Consider the following 19,788-nt stretch of genomic DNA (forward strand, 5'->3'; position numbering starts at 1 on the left):
CACTCCTGTCGCCCCAAGCCGCAGACACTGCAAGGGAGTGCCCGACCACGCCCGCGCGATGCTCACGAACGGCCATGTCGCTGACCAGGGCACACCGCGAAGCCGATTCTCACTCGTCGAAGAGGATCATGCCCTCACCTTTTGTCGCAGCGTCGGCGAAGAAGCGGGTGAGTTCCTCGTAGAACGACTTGTCGTAGTCCTTGCGCCGCCCCCGGTCAGGCACCAGGGCCACACCCGCCGCGGCCATCTCCTCCGGATCGGCCTGGGCGACGAGCTCGTCGAACGGGCGCTGCCCCAGGGCCGCCGCGATCGCCGCCACCTCGGCGGGAGTCACGAGGTTCGGCTCGAACGGCATGTCGCCGAACTCGGACTGCAGCCAGGGCTCGACGTCGTCCGGCTGCGGAATGAATCCTTCGCTGCTCTGCAACTCGACCGTTGTCCCCCCGTTCTTGAGCAGGAATTCGAACAACTTCAGGGACTTCCCCGGTATGGCGAGGCCGTAGTCGCCGCCCTCTTCCTGGTACCACTGGACCAGCGCGTACCAGTCGTCGGTGTACCGGGTCAGCTGCTCAGGGGAGAAATTGGCGTAACTCATCAGTGAGGTCATGCCCGTAGGTTAATTGCCGCTACTGACAGAGAGCTCCGGCCCGCGGCCTCACCGTGCGACCGGCAGGTATGGCCGTGCGCAGCAGGGCGGCTTGACCGCCAGGGCGTGGCCCTGGGCGGTCAGTTGTTCGCGCAGGTCGCCGGTGCCGTAGGCAGAATCGCCGAGCACGGTCAGCGTCTCGCCCTCGTTCCGGTCTTCGTCGCTCACTAGTCACAGAGCGTCGCAACTCCACACTATCGACGTTGGCACGCCCCCGGTGGCGTCGGTCACGTGGCAGCCCCCAGGGGTTTGCCGTGCGGGACGCGGTCAGCGGGGGCCAGCACTATGGGCGATGGTGGACGCGACCGGGCCCCTTGGTGGCGAACAAGCCCGGCCCTATCCGGTCGGCGGGTGCGGATCGTGGTGGCAGAGCACGTGCTGTCGGCTATCGCCTGGTAGGAACAGCCGAACCGCAGCAGCTGCAGCAACTTGTCGAAGACAACCCGGTCACTGATGCGTGGCCGGTGACAGCCCAGCGGATGAGCCGGATCGTAGACCGGCCTCTCGGGCAGTAATGCCGCGAACTGCTCCCACAACGGCTCGGTCAGCCAGGACGGCAGGACAGGCACAAAACACCCCTCAGTAATCACGGAACGTCACCGCACCGTGATCACCAAGATGGTGCCCCACCGCCCCTGCCGGGTGTCTCCAACGCGCCTATCCGTGTGAACTCTAAAGTCTTCCCGGAAGCGTGATGCTTGCGCGAACGCTTCCCCGGGACCGGTGTCAGGCAGCAGACTCGCCCTCACGGCCTTCGTCTCGATCGGTGCACCTTGGTCGGAGCACATGATCAGACGAAGGCCGCCCCAGCGTCCCTGTGAACACCCAGGTGAGTGGCCTAGTTCGAGGCCCAATTCGACCTCAGGCCATGAAGAACAAGCTCAGAAGCGGGACTTGCTCACCGGAACGAGGACGGAGCGACAACGGACGCCTCAACAACTGCACGGGCTCTCGGAACACCCCGAGCATGCCCACCGATCACGTCGGCGCACCGGGAAACTCCAAGATCCCCGACAGAATCAACCTCAGACGGTGGCATCCTGCTGTTCCAGCCATTTTGAAATCACTTGGTTTGTTTCTTCGGGCATTTCCTCCTGGATCCAGTGACCGCAGTCCAGGCCGACCACTTCCACATTGGGCACGAACTCTGTCAGGTTTTCGGACCTCGGGATCGCCCAGTCCCGGTCGCCGTAGATCATGAGGGCGGGCTGTTGGATGATCGGGTCCACGTCCGCCAGCAAGCGCCAGTTGCGGTCGAGGTTCCTGTACCAGTTGATGCTGCCCGTGAATCCCGATGATTCGAACGCGGAGACGTAGACGGCCAGTTCGCTGTCGCTCATGACGGGCTCGCCGAGTGGTGTTTCCGCTCTGGCGAGATTGATCACTGCCATGCCCGGCTCAGGGGGCGCGGGGGGCACGTTCTTCCGGTAAAGGTTGCGGAGGAACTGGAATGCGTTCTCATCGAACACGGCGTCCGCAACGCCCGGCTGTCGATTGAAGTGGACGAAGTAGAAGTCGCCGCCGAGGAATTCTTCCATGACCTCGATCCACGGCTTTTCTCCGCGCACCTGGTAAGGCAAGCTCAGGTTGATCACCTTGTTCACACGGCTGGGGTGCAACAGGGTCATTCCCCAGACGACGAACGCACCCCAGTCATGGCCGACGAATGTGGCGTCTTCGTATCCGTAGTGGTCGAGGAGCGCGACGAGGTCACCCGACAGGTGCTCGATGTCGTAGTCCGTCACTTCGGTCGGGCGGGATGAGTTGCCGTAACCTCGCTGGTTCGGTGCGATGACATGGTAGCCGGCTGCGGCGAGGGTGGGCATCAGGTGACGCCAGGAGAAGGCGTGCTCCGGCCAGCCGTGGCAGAGCACGATGGGCTTTCCCTCGTTTTCTCGACCTGCTTCGAAGACTTCGAGTTCCACACCGTTGACCGGAATAATGGTGGGCTTGGGAAAATCGGTTGGATTGAGCATCACGTTTCCTCATTGTCTTTTCGGGGTGATTAGGCTTGGGCGAAGGTTCCCGAAGATAGTTCGGGCTGTCGAATCACGAACTCTTCTCACGGAGGGGACCCCGTTCGGAATGAAGCCTGACACGGAGATCACCGATATGCGACGGGATGGTTACACTTCGTAACCTCAGCTATTGAAGCTCTCTATAGGCCTCCGCGGGCCTTGATGTCCTTGATCTGCGCGTTGGCCGAGCGGTTGATCATGATGGCCGCTCGGGCCTCGCCATCGCCGCCAGCATCCGCTCCAGGCGGCCCAGCCGGGTCTTCTCGGTGCGGGCGGTGACCAGGCGGAGGTATAGGGCGAACTGGTCGGACTTGCTGAGCGTCTCGTAGAACGCCCGCGCGGCCGGGTTCGCGTCGAGCGCCTCGACGAGATCCGGCGGTGCGGTGGCATTCTTCTGCGAGGCGTATGCCGTCTCCCAGCGGCCGTCCGCCCGCGCCGCCTCGATCTCGGCGAGGCCGCGGGGGCGCATCCAGCCTGCCGCGATCAGGGCCTCGGCCTTGTCGACGTTCACCTGCGACCAGGCGGAGCGGGGGCTGCGGGGTGTCGTGCGCTGCAGGAAGTACGTGTCGTCAAAGCCGCGCCGCAGACCGTCGATCCAGCCGAAGCAGAGCACCGTGTCGACCATCTCTTCCCAGGTGAGCGACGGGATGCCGGTGTGCTTCTTGGCGATCTTCACCCAGAGCGCGGTCCGTTCCCCGTGATGCGTGTCGAGCCAGGCCTCAAGCTCGGCCGGGCTCGCGGGGACAAGGATCTCGACGCCGTCCTCGTATTTCTGCATAAACCGCAGGCTAGAGACCCTATAGGACAGATACTGACCTACTCGAGCGCACCGCTCAGGTGACCTGCTCAAGCGGCCTACTCAGGCGACCTGACCGGCTCACTACTTGGCGAGCTTCGCCCTGCTGCCACAGGCCACCCGTCGAGTCGATGAACTGCTTGAGCTGACGGCCGACGTCGAGGTCGCGTACTCGGATGTGCCCGATCTCCCCGCTGTGGCCGCCTGAAGGAACCCGACGAACCGGGCGGCGCGGTCAGCAGGTTGACGCAGGTTGCGGTACAGGTGCACGGGCCGTAGTAGGGCAGGTCAGCCACCACCTCGGCCAGCGGTTCACCCTTAGCACGCAGCAGTTCACGATCTCGGTAGCAAGTGCTGGGAACGCATCCGCCAGTCGTGGGTACAGCCCATCTGTCGCCACGGGACCGTACATGTCGCAGGCCATGAGAAGCACCAGAGGTTAAAGAACAAGGTGAGACTTCGGGCCGGGAGCGAGTTGTGTCTGGGCGGAGTGCGGCGGACTCATGTCCAGAGCTGTTCGCCGAACGTCCCGTCGGGTGCGGTGCCGGGCAGGACGTAGGCCACTGCCGAGGCGCGGTGCTGGAGGAAGGGGGCGAGGGCGTCGAGGGCGGCCAGACGGTTCTGGACTCGGGTGAACCGGGAGGGTTCGCGCATGAAGGCGCAGAAGAGAAGGCCGCGGTCGGTCGGGCCGTCGTCGTAGCTGTAGCTGCGGCGGAGCATACGGGCGCCGCCGTCGAAGCGGGGGCTGGCAAGACGCACGTGTGCGGTGGCCGGGATGACGTAGGAACCGTCGGGGTTCTTGGCGTAGATGTCCGGCTCGTCATGCTCGGCGGTGCCGCCGAGGGGGACGCCGTCGCGGTCGCGGCGGCCTATCACGCGGTCGCGCCGGCTCTCGGGAAGGCCCGCGAACCCGGTGACGTCCATGCGGATCCTGCGGTAGACCAGCACGGTGCCGTTCTCGTGAGCTCCGGGTGGGCCCCAGACCCACCGCTCGGCCGCCTCGTGATCGGGATTGGCGATGCCGTCCTTGGAGCCGAACAAGTTGCGCGGGGTGGTGCCCGGTGCCGTGTGGGGCAGGAAGCCGGTCTGGGTCCAGCGCGGTACGGCACCGGCGGCGAGCGCGGCCCTGTCGACGAGTTCGGCGACGACGGCGAGGGTCCAGCGGTCGGCTGCGCAGAGCTGGACCAGGATGTCGCCCTTGCTGCGGTGCGGGTCGAGACGGTCGCCGGGGAAGGTTGGCAACTCACCCAGGGAGTCGGGGACGTTGAGGCCGAGGCGGGTGGCGAGGGAAGGGCCGATGCCGACGAGGGAGGTCAGCCGGGTCTCGCCGCCGCCCCGGAGTCTCGGGTCCGGCGGGGAGTCGGAGGCCGCGGTGGCGAGCGTGCGGGCCAGCGCGCCGAGGACACTGCGCAGGGTCTTCCGGCCGGTGGCGGCGGAGGGCTGCGGGAGGTCGAAGGAGAGCAGGTGCGTCGCCGGCTGCTGGGACACCGTGACACCCGCCTGCCGGGCGCCGTGGAAGGGAATCGCGGCCTGGGCGGATGGGGCGCCGGTGGTGGCACGGCCGGTCGTCCGGCCGTCTCTCACCGGTTCGTCGGCCACCGCGCCGACGCCGGCGGCAAGCACCGCTCCGCCGGCCAGCAGTGCCCGGCGCCGCCCGAAACGGGTTGCCGCGGGTCGGGTTGAGTCCTGCGCATTTCCCTGTTCGGTGGGCATAAGCCCATTGGAGACGATAAAACAGCTGCCATGCAAATCCTGTCTGGAGAAGGCCTGTTGAGGCGTTGGGCGGTCCCGGTGACGGCGGTCCGGGCGGCGCTGCGTCTGTCGGTGCTGGTCGTCTCGGCCGCGATGGCGGCCACCGGATGCTCCGGTACCGGGTCGACGTCCGCCGATGCTCGGCATCCGGCGGGAAGTGTGCTGCGCGTCCCGCAGGACTTCCCCTCGGTGCAGCAGGCGGTGGACGCCGCTCGTGCGGGCGAGACGGTGCTGATCGGACCGGGTGTGTACCGGGAGAGCGTGCGCGTCACCAAGCCCCGCGTGGTGCTGCGTGGAGCGGACCGCAACAAGGTGGTCTTCGACGGCGGTGTGCGTATGGCCAACGGCATCACCGTGACCGGCGCCGGCTCGGTGGTCGAGAACCTCACCGTGCACGGATACCTCGCCAACGGCGTGCTGTTCACCGGCGTCACCGACGAGCGGTTGCAGCAGCGCGGCGCCGGCGGCTCCGCCTACGACCCGCTGGACACCGCCCGGTTCCCTGCTGTCCGGGGCTTCCGCGCGACCCGGGTGACGGCGTACAACAACGGCCTGTACGGCATCTACGCCTTTGACGCGCGCGACGGGGTGATCGAGGACTCCTACGCCTCCGGGCACGCCGACTCCGGCATCTATGTCGGCCAGTGCAAGCCCTGCGGCACCGTCGTCCGTGGCAACACCGTGGAGCGCAACGCGGTCGGCATCGAACTGACCAATGCCTCGGACAACCTGTCGGTGCTGGGCAACCTCGTCGCCGGAAACCGGGTCGGTGTCACGGTCAACTCCAATGACCTGGAGGCCCTCGCCCCCCAGCACGGCGCGGTGATCGCGGGCAACGTGGTCGCGGACAACAACGCCGCCGACACGCCCGAGCAGGCGGACGGAGGCTTCGGCATCGGCATCGGCATCGGCGGTGGCACCGGGAACCGCGTCCAGCGCAACCTGGTCCGGGGCAACCGGGCGGCCGGGGTGGTCGTCACCGACCCCCCGGGGCATCCGGCGAGCGGCAATCGCGTCGAGGGCAACCGCGCCACCGGCAACGGCACCGACCTCGTGCTGGCCTCGGCCGACCCCGGCAACTGTTTCGCGGACAACCGGCCCGCCACCCAGAGCCCGGCCGGGCTGGAGGCCCGCGCGGGCTGCGGCGCCCGCGGTCGGGGCACGCTGCCGGGCGGCCGGACGGCGCCGGTGCAGGCGCCGCCCGGCGTCCCGTTCAGCCAGGTGCCGGCCCCGCCCGCCCAGCCGTCCATGCCGGACCCGACGGTGCCGGGCAGCCCGGCGACCGGCCTGCCCGGGGCCGTCGACACGGCCGCGTACCCGCTTCCGAAGGAGGCGGACGCCGTGCCGCGCTCGCGCTGAGCACGGTGCTCCGGCGGACTGGGCCCCGTTCACCGTGCCGCTCGGGAGGGTGAGTCGGGGAGGACCATGGGCAACCGCCGTGTGCGGGCACGGAGATGTCAGCCGGTGAGCCACGGTGCCTCGGGAAGTTTCGCGCGTCCGTCGCGTCCGGAGAACTCCAGGGTGGCCGGAGTCCCCAGGCCCGGCATCCGCATCGTCACCCGCCGCAGGCCACCGTCACCGTCGATCCAGTACGTCAGCGGCGACCGCCCGCCGTCGGGCCCCGCACCGGTCGTGGCGCCCTGGGCGCGCGGTCCGGCGAACCGGTCGTAGCCGCGGCCGTCGACGCGGTCGCGGCCCAGCCAGCGGGCTCCGGACTGTGCGAGCAGCAGCGGGTTGTCGGGGCGGTCGGCGCCGAGCCCGATCAGCAACTGCAGCCCGGCGTCCAGGGGGTCGGTGGTGTAGGAGCGCGCGGACCAGCCCGAGCGCGGGATGTGTTCGGCCTGCTGCCAGGTCGGGCTGTTGTCGCCCTCCGGCATGGGGGCGAGGCCGAGGCCGCCGGTGTCCCAGACGATCAGACCGTGGTCGAGTGGCCCGGCGAGGGGCCCGGCGGATCCGGAGGGACTGGAGGATCCGGAGGGACTGGAGGATCCGGAGGCTCCGGTGACCTCGTAACTCCCCACGGCCCGATGGGTTCGGTAGTCCACGACCCCCTTGACCCGCACCACCACCCCGCCGCCCTCGGTGGCGGTGAGGGTCACCGTCACGGGACTTGCCTGGTACAGATTCAGCCGCGACAGCGCCAGCCTGGACGCCTCCTCCATCGTCACCGACCGCTCCGTGGTCCCGTCGGAGGGTGCCCGGTGGACGGCCAGGCCGGTGCCGCACACCGCGATCGTGATCACGATCAGTGATATGTACCAGAGGGTCCGCCGCGGCGTACGGCGGCTCATCCTCAACTTCCGAGCCATGCGGTCGCTTTCTCTCGTCGGCTGGTCACACAGTCGGGCGGGTTCGCGAACCACTGGTGCGCGAACCCGCCCGATCCGGCCCGGAGGGTCACCGGGGCCGGCTGCCCTGCCAGGGGGCTAGCAGCGCAGCGCCCTTCGCCTGCGCATCAGCACGAACAGCGCCGTGCCGAGGGTGGTGAGCGCGGCGGCGCCGGCCAGGGCCGTCAGGACCGCCTGGCTCACGCCCGTGCCCGCCAGGTGCGAGCCGGGGTCGGGGCCCGGTGCGGGCGGTGGCGGTGTGTCCGGCGCCCCCGGTGCCGGCGACGTCGGTTTCGGTGTCGGTGTTGGTGTGGGGGTGGGCAACCGCCGGTTGACCGCTGTCACCGAGACCCCGGCGTCGAGGTTGTCGGAGGTCAGCACCAGTGGCCCGAACACCGTCTCGTCCGGTACCGCGTACCCCTCCGGTGGGCTGACTTCCTGCCAGTAGTACGTCCCCGGCAGGCCGCTGCCCCGGCAGATGCCGTCGGCCTTGGTCGTACAGGCCTTGCCGACCTTCGTATCCGGCGTCGCCCCGGTGGTCTGCGCGCCCTCGGAGCCGTTCGTCTCCTTCCACAGCTGGAACTCCGCCCCAGCCAGCGGCTTTCCGTTCTGGTCGTGTTTCACCAGGCGCAGCACACCCTCCTGTTGTCGGAAGCCGAAGTCGTAGGTGTGGTCGTTCTCTCCCGGCCCGCCGGTGGTCAGCGCCCGTTCCGGGTACTTCGCGCCGGACGGGACGATGCCCTTGGAGTCGACGAAATGGTTGTCGCCGACATCGGCGTCGGTGGGCACCCACTGGTGGAGCGGGCCGCCCTCGGCGTAGTCGGCCGGGTTGTCGAGCCGGATGGTGTACTTGGTCGCCGGTTCGAGGCCGCCGGTGACGTTGGAGTCGTCGAAGTAGTACTCACCACGCTCCGACGTCCTGGCCGTACCGACCTGCTTGCCCGACTCGTCGTAGAGGTGGACGGTCGCACCCACGACCGGGCGCTGGCCCGGCTCCTGGGTGCCCTTGCGCTCGGGGTCGTACCAGACCCGGTTGCCGATCTGCAGCGGGGCCTGGTCGCAGAGCACCTCCAGGTCACCCATCGAGGCGCCCTTGCCGAACGGGGCCACCGTCCCGGGCGGGTTGAGGCGCAGGCCGCCCTTCGGGTCCTGCTTGCCGTCGCGCTGGACGAAGGCGGTGCCGTACCCGAAGGCGGTGCTGTTGGGGTCGAAGCCGGAGGTCGCGATGGTGTTCTCGGCCTTGGAGAGCGCCATGCCCGCGAAGGACGCGTTGTGGTGGGAGCCCATCCGGCTGTTGTCGAAGAAGCGCGTTCCCCGGGGGGAGAGCCCGCAGCCGTTGTTGGTGTCCATCACGTACACCCCGCCCGCCAGGCATGCCTTGTCCAGGTCACCGCCCGACAGGACGTTGCCGGGTGTGTTGGGTGTCGGACCGGCCGGGGCGCGGTCGCCGAAGCGGTCGCGGAAGGCCAGCAGCATGGAGCCGTCGGCCTCGAAGCCGATCTCTCCCAACTCCGGTTCGGGTTGGGCCAGATAGTTCTGGCAGGCCTGTCCGTTCTGGGAGGTCGGGAAGGTGTCGGTCCAGGGGAACCAGCCCGCGCCGTCGCACGGGCCACCGCCGACCGTGGACTGTCGCGGGTAGTCCAGCGGCTGGTCCAGCACCGCCTTGCGGAACGCTCCGGTGGCGAGGTCGAAGGGCATGACCACCGCGCGCAGGTCCGAGGGCTTCCCGGTGGACTCGCCTGAGCACACGCCGCCGAGGTAGCCGACGCCGTCCTGCAGGCCGAGGCCGAAGGGGCGCCAGTCCCCGGCCGCCGGGCAGCCCGGGTCCGGGATGGCGTAGACGGCCTTCGGTGCCGAAGCGGTCGCCTTCGTGGCGTCGTAGCGGTAGAGCTTGCGGTTGCCGAGGTTGACGGCGAACAGGTTCTTGCCGTCATCGGTGACCTTGATGCCGCCCAGGCTCTCCTTGCCCGGCACGGCGAGGAAGGCGTCGTCGGTACCCGAACCGTGCGCCGTCGTCCCCGCGTCCGGGACGACGGTGAACAGTGCGGTTTTCTTCTGCGCGGGGTCGGTCACGTAGATCCCCCCGGCGCCACCCGGACCGTAGTCCGTGGAGCGCTTGGCCACTGCCGAGGAGAACACCCGCTTGTCGGCCTTGTTCCACGCGATGCCGAACAGTGTGCCGGTGTCGGCTTCGGTGGCGATGTCCGTGACATCGACGTCGACGCCGTCCTGGCCGCGTGCGTCGTACGGGAAGGAGACCAGCGTGCGCTGGGCCCCGCCCTCGCGGGCGGCGGGCTGACAGGTCGTCATCAGCGGTGCGTTCTTCTGGCAGTAGTCACCCGGATTCCACAGCCCGGTGGTGTACGCCACGTTCTTCCCGCCGGAGAGGTCGACGAATTCCTCATTGCTGCTCAACCGGTCGGGCGCACCGTCCAGTCCCTGGCCCGAGGCGAAGGCCGGGAACAGCACACCCGGCCTCGGATTCACCACCTGCACCCGGTACTTGCCGCTGCTGGTCTCACCCGCCGCCGGAGTCAGTTTCACGGTGCCGTCGGCCGCCGTGACCCCCTCGATGCCCGCCCCGGCTTCGCCGGTGAGAGTCACCTTGACGCCCGCGATGCCCGGTTCCAACGCGGGCTTCCACACTCCACTGGTGTCCACGGCCCGGATCACCCGGACCGTCACCGACCCATCGTCCGCCTGCGAGTACGCCGCAGGCGCCGTGGCTAACGAGCCACTGCCGATTCCCAAGGCGAGCACGGCCACACAGCCAACGGTGCGGCGACCGGGCAGGCCCGGCCGCCGTCGACCCGACTCGGGCGCGGCTCCCTTCGCTTGTTCATTTGTAGGTGTCATCCCCTGCTCTCAGCGTTCAGAAGGGCCTGATGCCCCTGCTCATGAGGGAGTACATAGAGATGCGGAGAACCGCCTTACCCGGGATCTTAAAAGTGATTTGGGCAAGATCGTGGCGGAATGGAGAACTCGCACTCCACCGGATCCTCGCGCGACGGCCTCTGAACGCACCGCGGGTGGGGCGGCGGGGGCGGGGCGGCGGCGGTGGGGCCGGAGGGAACGGTTGTCGGCAGTGGGAGAGAGGGCCGTGCGGCGGAGCCCGCGGGTGCGTCAGAGCCCCATCGCCAGCATCACGATCAGTACGACCACGAGCAGCGCGACGTACGCGACGGAGTGGACGCGGTCCGGGACGCGGCCGGTGAGGCGTCTGGCCACGGCGATGGTGGGGAGCGAGCCGATGAGCAGGGCGGCGCCCGCGGTGAGGTCGACGTAGCCGAGTTGGCCCGGGCCGGCGGCAGCGGTGGTGGGGGCGAGGGCGTAGACCACGGTGCCGGCCACGGCGACCGGGACGCTCAGGGGGTTGGCCATGGCGGTCGCCTCGGCCATCGGAAGGCCCCTGCGCCGCAGGAGCGGGACGGTCATGACGCTGCCGCCCACCCCCAGACCGGCGGCCACGAGGCCGATGCCGACGCCGCCGAAGGTGACGGTTCGCCGTTCCAGGGGCTGCGGGCGGGCCCGCTGCGTCACGGAGAGGAAGCCCTTCCTGAGCAGGCTGTCGGCGATCGTGACCAGCAGGTAGGCGGCGAACAGCAGGCGCAGCGCCGTGCCGCCGATCAGGGTGGTCGCGAACGATCCGGCGACGGCGCCCGCCGCGATGAAGGCCGCCAGCGGCCAGACGTACTCGCGGCGCAGCCGGCCCTGGCGCCACTGGGCCAGGGCCGCCGCCGAGGCGTTGACGACCATGACGGCCGCCGAGGTCGCCACGGCCACGTGCATGGCGTCCGCGTCCGCTCCGGGGCGCGCCGTCATGGTCAGGACGCCGTAGACGACGGGCACCGTGATGAAACCGCCGCCGAAGCCGAAGAGCACGGTCGTGACGCCGGTCAGGCAGCCGAGGGACAGGAGGGTGAGGAAGGAGGTCAGCACTGGTCCGACACTAGGGAGGGCCGGGCTTGGCGGGCAATCGATGAATTGCCCACTGTCTACGCGCAGCAGACACCACGGGTGGTCCCGGGTAGCCTCGCGGCATGCGGAACATTCCGGTCGCGGAGGTGGACGGGCTCGATCGTGCGGTGCTGGCCATCGGCACCGACTACCCCCCTGACCACCTGCTCGTCTGGCACGAGCACCGCCGCGCCCAGGTCCTGTACGCGGCCACCGGTGTCATGCGGGTCGAGACGGCGGACGGCAGCTGGACGATCCCCACCGCCCGCGCCGTACTGATCCCGTCCACGACCAGGCACCAGGTCGCGATGACGGGCGTCAGCACCCGCAGCCTCTACATCGAGCCCGCCGCCGTGCCGTGGTTCCCGTCCCGCTGCCAGGCCGTCGACGTCTCCGCCCTGCTCCGGGAACTGATCCTGGAAGCCGTCGAGATGGAGCCGGACTACGCCGAGCACAGCCGCGACGCGGCGGTCGTCGCACTCGTCCTCCACGAGCTCAGGAACCTCACTCCGCTCCCCCTCGATGTGCCGCTGCCGTCCGATCCCCGGCTGCGCGGCCTGTGCGAGGCGTTCCTCCAGCAGCCGGACATCCACGATCCGCCCGCCCGCTGGTGCGCGGCGCTCAGCATCAGCGAACGCACCCTCGCCCGCCTGTTTCTGCGCGGCACCGGACTGACCTTCTCGCAGTGGCGTCAGCGCGCCTGTGTCCTGCACTCCCTCCAGCACCTCACGGCGGGTACGCCCGTCACACGCATCGCGACCGGGCTCGGCTACGACAACCCGGCCGCCTACACGGCCGCGTTCAAGAAGCTCCTGGGCCGGCCGCCGACGGCGTACCGGAGCCCCGACGCCACCGGCGTCCGGAGCCGGGAGGAGTGAGCGACGGGCCGACCGGTCCGCTTACGGGCCCGTGGGGCGCTGATGGCCGACGTCGCGGGCCAGGTCCAGGCCGAGGACGCGGTCGAGGTGGGCGAAGGTCTCGAACTTGGCGCCCGGCGGCACGTCGGGCCGTTCCGCCACGTCGGCCAGCAGTGTCAGGACGGCGGTGACGTCCAGATCCTCGGCAAGCGCCGCGTGCGACCGCCGCAGCAGGTCGGCGGGGATCGGCCTGGACGGCTCCTGCGCCCAGTCGGCCACCGACCGGCGCCAGTCGCGCAGTGTCCGCCTGGCCTCGGCGAGCGCGGCGCCGGTGACGGTGACCGGCGTTCCGTAGGGGCTGCCGAGCAGCAGCAGGCGTACGGCCAGCGGGTCGGCGGTGTCCGACGGGTCGGGGGCGCCCGGGTCGGGGGCGCCCTCCGCCGGCGGAGCCGTGGTGACCTGGCCCACCTCGATCAGGGCACCGCCCCCGGTGTCGTCCGGGTCGCTGCCGTCGGCGGTCACGTGGACGTCGGCGGGGCCGCCGAGGGCTGTTTCGGGGCGGTGGGGGCCGATGACGGCAGGCGGGTGGATGCCGAGCACCGCCATGACCCGGTCCAGTGCGCGGGCCCGGTCGGGCGTCAGCTCGGGGGTGGTGAGGACCGTGACGACCTGGAGGCCGTTGAGTTCCGCGATGCGGGCCAGTACGTCGCCGATCAGTGGGACGCGCAGGTGCAGCGGGCCGATGCCGGTGCCGTCGTCCGTCCCGGCGCCGAGGGCCGGGAGGTGGACGCAGCTGCGCAGCAGGCGGCGCGGTGCGGCGGGGATCTCCACGAGGTGACCGGTGCGGATGTCGGCGATACGCAGCATGATGCGGAGGCTAGTCGCGGGAGCCGCCGGCGGGTGGGAAGCCGTCCGTGCCATTCGTATGGGTGCCGCGTTCTCCTCACTTCTCCTCGGTCAGCTGCTCGTCCAGTTCGTCGAAGAGCAGCTCAGCGTGGTCGATCTGGCCGGTCCGGTAGGCGGACCGCGCCACCAGGTGGGCGGCGACGGGGCCGGTCATCAGCTGGAAGAAGCCGATCAGCCCGAGAGTCGCCAGATCCATGCCGCTGCGCAGCCGCAGGGCGACCCCGGCGAGGACCAGGAGCATGCCGAGGGTCTGCGGCTTGGTGGCGGCGTGGCTGCGGGACAGGACGTCCGGCAGCCGGAGCATCCCGATCACGCCCAGCAGGCAGATCGCCGCGCCGACGAAGACCAGGGCCGCGCCCGTCAGGTCGAGGATCTGGAGCCGGACGCTCACCGCGGTTCCCCCTCGGGGCCGTCCCCGGTCCGGTCCGTACCGTGCCGCGGCGGTCTGTCGCGTACGGCGATGAAGCGGGCGATGCCGACCGACCCCGTGAACCCGAGGAACGCCAGCACCAGCATGATCGGGAAGTAGAACGAGTCCCGTGCGAAGGCGGACTTGGCGCCGAGTCCCGCGATGATCAGGGCGGCGCACACGTCCAGCGAGATGGCGCGGTCCAGCATGGAGGGGCCTCGGCGGATGCGTTCGAGCAGTGCCGCTCCGGCGATGACGATGACCACGACGGCCGCGGTGAGCAGCGCCCGGTCGACGGTCTCCGGGACGCTCATGCGTCGCCCTCCCTGTCGGGTGCGGTCGGTGGGGGTGGTGCGGCGACACGGGCGATCTCGTCGGCGGTGCCGAAGGCCCGTACGGTCAGCCGTTCCAGGCGCCAGACGGAGCGGCGCGCCGCGTCGAGGACGGCGGGCCGGTCCGCGTCGAGGACGTGCAGAAAGACGGTGGCCGTGGCGCGGCGTACCTCGACGACCGATCCGCCGGGGACGTTGGAGACGGCCACGGCGGTGGCCGCGAGCATCAGGTCGGAGCGGCAGCGCAACGGGACCGCGATGACGGCGGCCCGGTGCGGGTGGTCGACGAAGATCTGCCGGGTGACGCGTATGCCCGAGGTGTACATGTCGTAGAGCAGGTACCCGGCGAGCATCAGGATGCCCCAGGGGTGCAGGCGGAGTCCGAGGTCGACCCGGGGCAGCGGGAAGGCCAGGCAGACGGCCACGGCGACGACCACGCCGGTGAGCAGGTTGGCCGGGTTCGGGCTGGACCAGAGCAGCACCCAGATGAGGGTGAGCCAGGCGATCAGCGGGAGGTCGAGCACGCGTCGTCGGCGTCCGGCGAACTCGCAGCTGAAGGGCGGCAGGTCCTTGTTCCGGAAGGACAGCCTGAGCAGGCGTTTCACCGGCCGAGCACCGCCTGTACGTAGGGGGCCCGCGCGATGAGTTCGGCGGCCGCGCGGTCGGTGTAGGAGGTCAGGGGGCCCGCGAACACGGTGAAGGCGAGGCCGAGTGCGACGGTCGCGGCGGTGGCCCCGGTCATCGGCAGGGGCAGTTTCGTCGTGGTGGTGACGGCGTGCCCGTGCAGGGTGGCCGCGACGGCCCGCCCGGCGGGCTGGTGGCGGGGGCGGACCGGTTCGTCGCCGGTGCCGGGGATCCGGTCGGGGCCCTCGTCTCCGTCGTCGTCCTCGTCGGAGTCGGACTCCAGGACGGTGCCGGTGGCGGCCTGTCCGGGAGGCGCGGCCCGCCAGAACGCCAGGTTCCAGACCTTGGCCATCACGTACAGGGTGAGGAGGCTGGTCACCGCCGACCCGATGACGAGGATCCACGCCCATACGCTGCCGTCGGCGACACCGGCCCTCATCAGCCCGAGCTTGCCGATGAAGCCGGACAGCGGCGGGATGCCGGCCAGGTTCATGGCGGGTACGAAGAAGAGGGCGGCGAGCAGCGGGGCGGCCTTGGCGAGGCCGCCGATCCGGGTGAGTTCGGTGGTGCCGCCCCGGCGTTCGATCAGCCCCGCCACCAGGAACAGCGTGGTCTGGACGGTGATGTGGTGGGCGACGTACACGATCGCGCCGCCGTACGCGTCCCGGGTGGCGAGGCCGATTCCGAAGACCATGTAGCCGATGTGGCTGATGAGGGTGAAGGAGAGCAGCCGTTTCAGGTCGGTCTGGGCGACGGCTCCGAGGACCCCGACGACCATCGAGGCGAGCGCGGCGGCCATCAGCAGGTCGCCGAGCCGGTTGCCGGGGAAGAGCAGGGTCTCGGTGCGCAGCATGCAGTAGACGCCGACCTTGGTGAGCAGACCGGCGAATACGGCGGTGACCGGGGCGGGTGCGGTCGGGTAGGAGTCGGGGAGCCAGGCGGCGAGCGGGAAGACGGCGGCCTTGATGGCGAAGACGGTGAGCAGCATCGCCTGGATCAGGGTCTGGACGCCGAGCGGGAGTCCGGCGAGGCGGCCGGCCAGCTGGGCGAAGTTCGCGGTGCCGGTCGCCGCGTACGTCATGGCGATGGCGGTGAGGAACAGCATCGAGGAGAACAGCGAGATGATCACGTAGGTGGAGCCCGCGCGGATGCGGGGTCCGGTGCCGCCGAGGGTGAGCAGGACGAAGCTGGCGACCAGCATGATCTCGAAGCCGACATAGAGGTTGACGAGGTCGCCGGCGAGGAAGGTGCAGGAGACCCCGGCGACCAGGATCAGATACGCCGGGTGGAAGACCGCGACGGGTGTCTCCTCCTCCCGGTCGGCCATGCCCTGCCCGAGGGAGTAGACCAGCACGCAGAGGGTGACGGCCGAGGAGACGGTCAGCATCAGTCCGGACAGCCGGTCGGCGACCAGGGTGATGCCGAGCGGCGGGGCGAAGTCGCCGAGGTGGACGGTGAGCGGGCCGCGCAGGTCGGCGACGGTCATCAGGGTGACGGAGAGCCCCAGTACGGCGGTGAGCACGGCGACGCTGATGAGGCGCTGGAGCTGTTTGAGGCGGGTGCCGAAGGCGAGGCTCAGGCCGGTGGCGCAGAGCGGCAGCAGCACCGGCAGGGGGACGAGTGCGTTCATCCGGTGGCTCCCGGGTCGGCGTCGGGGCGGTCCTGCTGGGCCGCGTAGTCCTCGGGGTCGGCGCCCAGCACGTCGTGCCAGAGGTCGCCGGTGGCGTCCCGGCCGCGGGCCTGAAGGGCGCGGTCGGCGCGCAGCCGGGCGCGCAGGCGGCGGCGCTCCTCGCGGTATCGGGTGCGTTCCTCGTCGGTGACGTCGTCGGCGGCCCGGTACCGCTCGCGCAGTTCGTCCCGCTCGCCCCGTACCTCGGAGCGCAGCGCGATCCGGCGGTCCTCCAGGTCGTCGTGGACCTCGTCGGTGCCGGTCAGCTGGTGGCTGCGGTAGGCCATGGCGAGGAGGAACGCGGTGGTGGCGAGGGTGATGACGATCGCGGTGAGGGCGATGGCCTGCGGCAGCGGGTCGGTGACCCGTCCCAGCGGGACGCCGTAGAGGAGCGGTTCCGCACCGGCCCGGCCGCCTGCGGCGAGGACGAGCAGGTTGATGCCGTTTCCGGCGATGACGGCGCCGAGCAGGATCCGGGTGAGCGGGCGGGTGAGCATGAGGATGCCGCCGACCGCGCAGAGCACCGCGGCGGTGGCCAGGAGGGAGACGCTGACGGTCATCCGGGGGTGCCTCCCGTGCCGGGTGCCGGGTGCGGTGGTGCGGCGGTGCCCGCGGCGGCGGCCTGCTCGGCCGCCGCGCGCTCGATCTGGCGGTCGATCTTGGCGCCGAGCGCGCGCACGATGTCCAGCACCACGCCCAGGACCAGCAGATAGACCCCGAAGTCGAAGAGGATGGGCGTGCCGATGTGGTACTCGCCGATCAGCGGCAGCCGGCCGTGGTGGGTCCAGGCGTGCAGGACCGTTCCGTCGGCGAGGCCGAGCAGGGCGACGCCGGTGGAGAGGAACAGCCCGAGGCCGGTGAAGAGTCCGGGCTGGAGCGGGGCGGCCTCGGCCAGTTCGAACCGGCCGCCCGCCAGATAGCGGGTGATCAGGGCGAGTCCGGCGACCAGCCCGGCGACGAAGCCGCCGCCCGGCATGTTCTCGGCGCAGAACAGCAGGTACACCGAGAGCACCAGGACCGGATGGAACAGCAGCCGGGCCACGACCTCGAAGACGACGGAGCGGTGCTCGGGCGCCAGCGTCGAGCCGGCCGCGAGCCAGCCGCGCTCCGGTGCCCCTTCGTCGCCGTGCGGCAGCCCCGTCATCCCGGGTGCCGTCAGCGACCAGGCGGTACGTCCCCGTACCTCTTCGCGCAGCGACGGTCCCTCGGTCCTGCGGTGCAGATAGATCAGGCTGGTGACGCCGACCGCCGCCGCGGCGAGCACGGCGGACTCCCCCATCGTGTCCCAGGACCGCAGGTCGACGAGGATGGTCGCCACGACGTCCTTGAGCTCATGGTGGGAGACCTCCTCGACCATGGCCGCGCCCGCCGGGTCGGCCGTACGGGCGGCCGAGGCGACCCACACCACCACGCCGAGCGTGGCCGCCGCGGCCAGCGCCACCGGGATGCGCACCGCGCGCCGCCAGGTGCTGACCGACTCCTGGAAGTGCACCGGCATCCGCCGCAGCACCAGCACGAACACGATCATCGACACGGTCTCGACGCAGAACTGGGTGAGCGCCAGGTCCGGGCCGCCCTGGACGACGAAGAGCAGCGCCGCGCCGTATCCGGTCAGGCCGGCCAGGACCACGGCCTTCATCCGGCGGCGGACGGTGAGGCAGCAGAGCGCCGCCGCGCAGGTCAGCAGGGCGACGGCACCCTGGAGCGGGACGTCCCAGACGCGCGGGGCCACCGCTCCGCGCCAGGGCCGGTCGACGCCGAGGACGGTGAGCTGGCCGGCCAGCATCACCAGCAGGGTGGTGGCGAGGTAGACGGAGAGCGAGCCGCGCTGGACGAAGCCGGTGAGCTGGAGGGAGAACCGCTCCAGGCCGAGCAGCAGGTACCCGAAGACGCTGTCGGCGGTCGGCCAGGCGATCAGCCGGGAGAGCCGGGTCACGGTGGTGCGCCCCGCGAAGAGCAGCACACCGCCCGCGGTGGCGACGGCCGAGAGCAGCAGTGCGGTCCCGAAGCCGTGCCAGAGCGCGAGGTGGTACGGGTGCGCGGACGGCGGGAAGGCGTCGGCGTACGCGCTGAACAGCCGGTCGGTCCAGCCGACGCCCGGGCCCAGCACCAGCCCGCAGACCGCGAGCAGGGCGGGCGGCGCGAGGAAGGCCGGGCCGACCCGGTGCACCGGGGTGTCCTCGACCGCGGGCTTGCGGAAGAAGGCGCCCCAGACGAACCGCACGGTGTACGCGACGGTCAGCGCCGAGCCCGCGACCGTGACGGCCGGCGCCCAGCGGTCGGCGGTCGATCCGTGCAGCAGCGCGTCGAACGCGGCCTCCTTGGCGGCGAATCCGAGCAGCGGAGGCAGCGCCGCCATGGACGCGGCGGCGAGCACCGCGACCGTGCAGACGTGCGGCAGCGCCCGGCCGACGCCGGAGAGTCGACGCAGGTCACGGGTGCCGGCCGCGTGGTCGACGATGCCGGTGACGAGGAACAGCGGGGCCTTGAACAGTGCGTGACCCAGGATCATGACGGCGGCGGCCAGCGCGGTGTCCCGGTCGCCTGTCCCGGCGAGCAGGGTGAGGAAGCCGAGCTGGCTGACGGTGCCGTAGGCGAGGACGAGTTTGAGGTCGTTCAGGCGCAGCGCCCGCCAGCCGCCGAGCAGCATGGTCGCGCCGCCGAGGACAATCACGACGGGCCGCCAGACGGGCACGTCGGCGAAGCCGGGGGCGAGCCGCGCGACCAGGTAGACCCCGGCCTTCACCATCGCGGCGGCGTGCAGGTAGGCGCTGACGGGGGTGGGTGCGGCCATGGCGTTGGGCAGCCAGAGGCTGAACGGCCAGATCGCCGACTTCGACAGGGCCCCGCACAGGATCAGCACGACCGCGACGGAGACGGCGAGGCTCGTCCGGGGCGGATCGGCGAGGATGGCGGAGATGCGGTAGGTGCCCGCCGCGTCACCGATGATCAGGAAGCCGACGAACATCGCGAGACCGCCGAGGGTGGTCACGGTCAGTGCCTGGAGCGCGGAGCGGCGGCTGTGTTTCTGCTCGCTGTCGTACCCGATCAGCAGGAACGAGAAGACCGTGGTCAGCTCCCAGAACACATAGAGCGAGATCAGGTCGTCGGCCAGGACGAGGGCGAGCATGGCGCCCGCGAAGGCCAGGAGATTACCGGCGAATCCGGCCAGTCGCGGGGTCCCGTCGGTGAAGTACGAGGCGCAGTAGAGCAGGACGAGGGTGCCGATTCCGGCCGCGAGCAGCACCATCAGCTCGGCGAGCGCGTCGAACCGCAGCGCGACGGTGACGTCGTACGCCGGCATCCACCGCCACGACCAGGTGACCGCGGCGCCGGACGCCGCGGTGTTCCACTGCGTGGCCGCCCACGCGGTGGCGGCGGCCGGTGGCAGCGCGAGGACGACGAAGGCGCGTCTGCCCAGCCTCCGTACCAGCGGTCGCGCGAAGGCGGCCAGGACGAAGTGGCAGACGATGAGCGCGGTCATACGGCCCCGGG

Annotated in this window: 17 protein-coding genes and 1 pseudogene; 2 read left to right on the top strand and 16 right to left on the bottom strand. The window is 70.6% G+C overall.

Annotation, left to right across the window (positions count from 1 at the left end; genetic code table 11):
* Positions 1–109: 109 nt before the first annotated feature.
* From ABZ622_RS26250 to ABZ622_RS26275, 6 genes and pseudogenes are all read right to left on the bottom strand, one after another.
* Complete coding sequence (locus ABZ622_RS26250; protein ID WP_360547143.1) at positions 110–607, bottom strand: DUF1877 family protein; 498 nt, start codon at positions 605–607, stop codon at positions 110–112.
* Between the two features lie 48 nt (positions 608–655).
* Positions 656–814 carry a hypothetical protein gene (locus tag ABZ622_RS26255; protein ID WP_360547145.1) on the bottom strand — a complete coding sequence of 53 codons (159 nt, stop codon included), beginning with the start codon at positions 812–814 and terminating at the stop codon, positions 656–658.
* Between the two features lie 170 nt (positions 815–984).
* Positions 985–1,215 (bottom strand): annotated as a pseudogene (locus ABZ622_RS26260) (transposase); the annotation flags it as partial.
* A 456-nt stretch (positions 1,216–1,671) separates the two neighbouring features.
* On the bottom strand, positions 1,672–2,622 hold the full coding sequence (locus ABZ622_RS26265; RefSeq protein ID WP_360547147.1) for an alpha/beta hydrolase: 951 nt from the start codon (positions 2,620–2,622) through the stop codon (positions 1,672–1,674).
* Between the two features lie 238 nt (positions 2,623–2,860).
* The gene (locus ABZ622_RS26270) at positions 2,861–3,442 is read right to left on the bottom strand and encodes a YdeI/OmpD-associated family protein (protein WP_360547149.1); all 582 of its coding nucleotides are present in this window, start codon (positions 3,440–3,442) and stop codon (positions 2,861–2,863) included.
* A 519-nt stretch (positions 3,443–3,961) separates the two neighbouring features.
* Entirely contained in the window at positions 3,962–5,173 is a 1,212-nt protein-coding gene (locus tag ABZ622_RS26275; RefSeq protein WP_360547151.1) for a Dyp-type peroxidase, read from the bottom strand.
* 30 nt (positions 5,174–5,203) lie between these two features.
* Between ABZ622_RS26275 and ABZ622_RS26280 the strand changes: the two genes are divergently transcribed.
* Complete coding sequence (locus ABZ622_RS26280) at positions 5,204–6,571, top strand: right-handed parallel beta-helix repeat-containing protein (protein ID WP_360547153.1); 1,368 nt, start codon at positions 5,204–5,206, stop codon at positions 6,569–6,571.
* Between the two features lie 98 nt (positions 6,572–6,669).
* Here ABZ622_RS26280 and ABZ622_RS26285 read toward each other — a convergent pair whose 3' ends face one another.
* The 3 genes from ABZ622_RS26285 to ABZ622_RS26295 form a co-directional block, all read right to left on the bottom strand.
* A complete protein-coding gene (locus ABZ622_RS26285; protein ID WP_360547154.1) occupies positions 6,670–7,503 on the bottom strand; it encodes a hypothetical protein in 834 nt (277 codons plus the stop codon).
* Positions 7,504–7,638: 135 nt separating this feature from the next.
* The gene (locus tag ABZ622_RS26290) at positions 7,639–10,224 is read right to left on the bottom strand and encodes an SdrD B-like domain-containing protein (RefSeq protein ID WP_360547155.1); all 2,586 of its coding nucleotides are present in this window, start codon (positions 10,222–10,224) and stop codon (positions 7,639–7,641) included.
* A 438-nt stretch (positions 10,225–10,662) separates the two neighbouring features.
* On the bottom strand, positions 10,663–11,478 hold the full coding sequence (locus ABZ622_RS26295; protein ID WP_360547156.1) for a sulfite exporter TauE/SafE family protein: 816 nt from the start codon (positions 11,476–11,478) through the stop codon (positions 10,663–10,665).
* A 101-nt stretch (positions 11,479–11,579) separates the two neighbouring features.
* Here ABZ622_RS26295 and ABZ622_RS26300 point away from each other — a divergent pair, with 101 nt between their 5' ends.
* Positions 11,580–12,374: a helix-turn-helix transcriptional regulator gene (locus ABZ622_RS26300; RefSeq protein WP_360547157.1), complete on the top strand. Its 795-nt coding sequence runs from the start codon at positions 11,580–11,582 to the stop codon at positions 12,372–12,374.
* Positions 12,375–12,395: 21 nt separating this feature from the next.
* On the opposite strand, the gene ABZ622_RS26305 is transcribed toward ABZ622_RS26300, so the two are convergent.
* The 7 genes from ABZ622_RS26305 to ABZ622_RS26335 all read right to left on the bottom strand — a co-directional run bounded on the left by ABZ622_RS26305 (position 12,396) and on the right by ABZ622_RS26335 (position 19,777).
* Positions 12,396–13,220: a hypothetical protein gene (locus ABZ622_RS26305; RefSeq protein WP_360547158.1), complete on the bottom strand. Its 825-nt coding sequence runs from the start codon at positions 13,218–13,220 to the stop codon at positions 12,396–12,398.
* A 76-nt stretch (positions 13,221–13,296) separates the two neighbouring features.
* Positions 13,297–13,650, bottom strand: coding sequence for a monovalent cation/H(+) antiporter subunit G (gene mnhG / locus ABZ622_RS26310; RefSeq protein ID WP_360547159.1), 354 nt, complete (start codon positions 13,648–13,650; stop codon positions 13,297–13,299).
* Complete coding sequence (locus tag ABZ622_RS26315; protein WP_360547160.1) at positions 13,647–13,982, bottom strand: monovalent cation/H+ antiporter complex subunit F; 336 nt, start codon at positions 13,980–13,982, stop codon at positions 13,647–13,649. Before ABZ622_RS26315 ends, mnhG begins: the two co-directional genes overlap by 4 nt.
* The gene (locus tag ABZ622_RS26320; RefSeq protein ID WP_360547161.1) at positions 13,979–14,605 is read right to left on the bottom strand and encodes a Na+/H+ antiporter subunit E; all 627 of its coding nucleotides are present in this window, start codon (positions 14,603–14,605) and stop codon (positions 13,979–13,981) included. The genes ABZ622_RS26315 and ABZ622_RS26320 overlap by 4 nt, the downstream gene beginning before the upstream one ends.
* Positions 14,602–16,254 (bottom strand): Na+/H+ antiporter subunit D, encoded by a 1,653-nt coding sequence (locus ABZ622_RS26325; protein ID WP_360547162.1) that lies wholly within the window; start codon positions 16,252–16,254, stop codon positions 14,602–14,604. The genes ABZ622_RS26320 and ABZ622_RS26325 overlap by 4 nt, the downstream gene beginning before the upstream one ends.
* On the bottom strand, positions 16,251–16,853 hold the full coding sequence (locus tag ABZ622_RS26330; protein WP_360547164.1) for a Na(+)/H(+) antiporter subunit C: 603 nt from the start codon (positions 16,851–16,853) through the stop codon (positions 16,251–16,253). Before ABZ622_RS26330 ends, ABZ622_RS26325 begins: the two co-directional genes overlap by 4 nt.
* Positions 16,850–19,777, bottom strand: a complete 2,928-nt coding sequence (locus ABZ622_RS26335; protein ID WP_360547166.1) for a Na+/H+ antiporter subunit A — start codon at positions 19,775–19,777, stop codon at positions 16,850–16,852. The genes ABZ622_RS26330 and ABZ622_RS26335 overlap by 4 nt, the downstream gene beginning before the upstream one ends.
* Between the last annotated feature and the right edge of the window lie 11 nt (positions 19,778–19,788).

This window comes from Streptomyces sp. NPDC007164 (assembly GCF_040634135.1).
In the GTDB taxonomy this organism is placed as follows: Bacteria; Actinomycetota; Actinomycetes; order Streptomycetales; family Streptomycetaceae; genus Streptomyces; species Streptomyces sanglieri.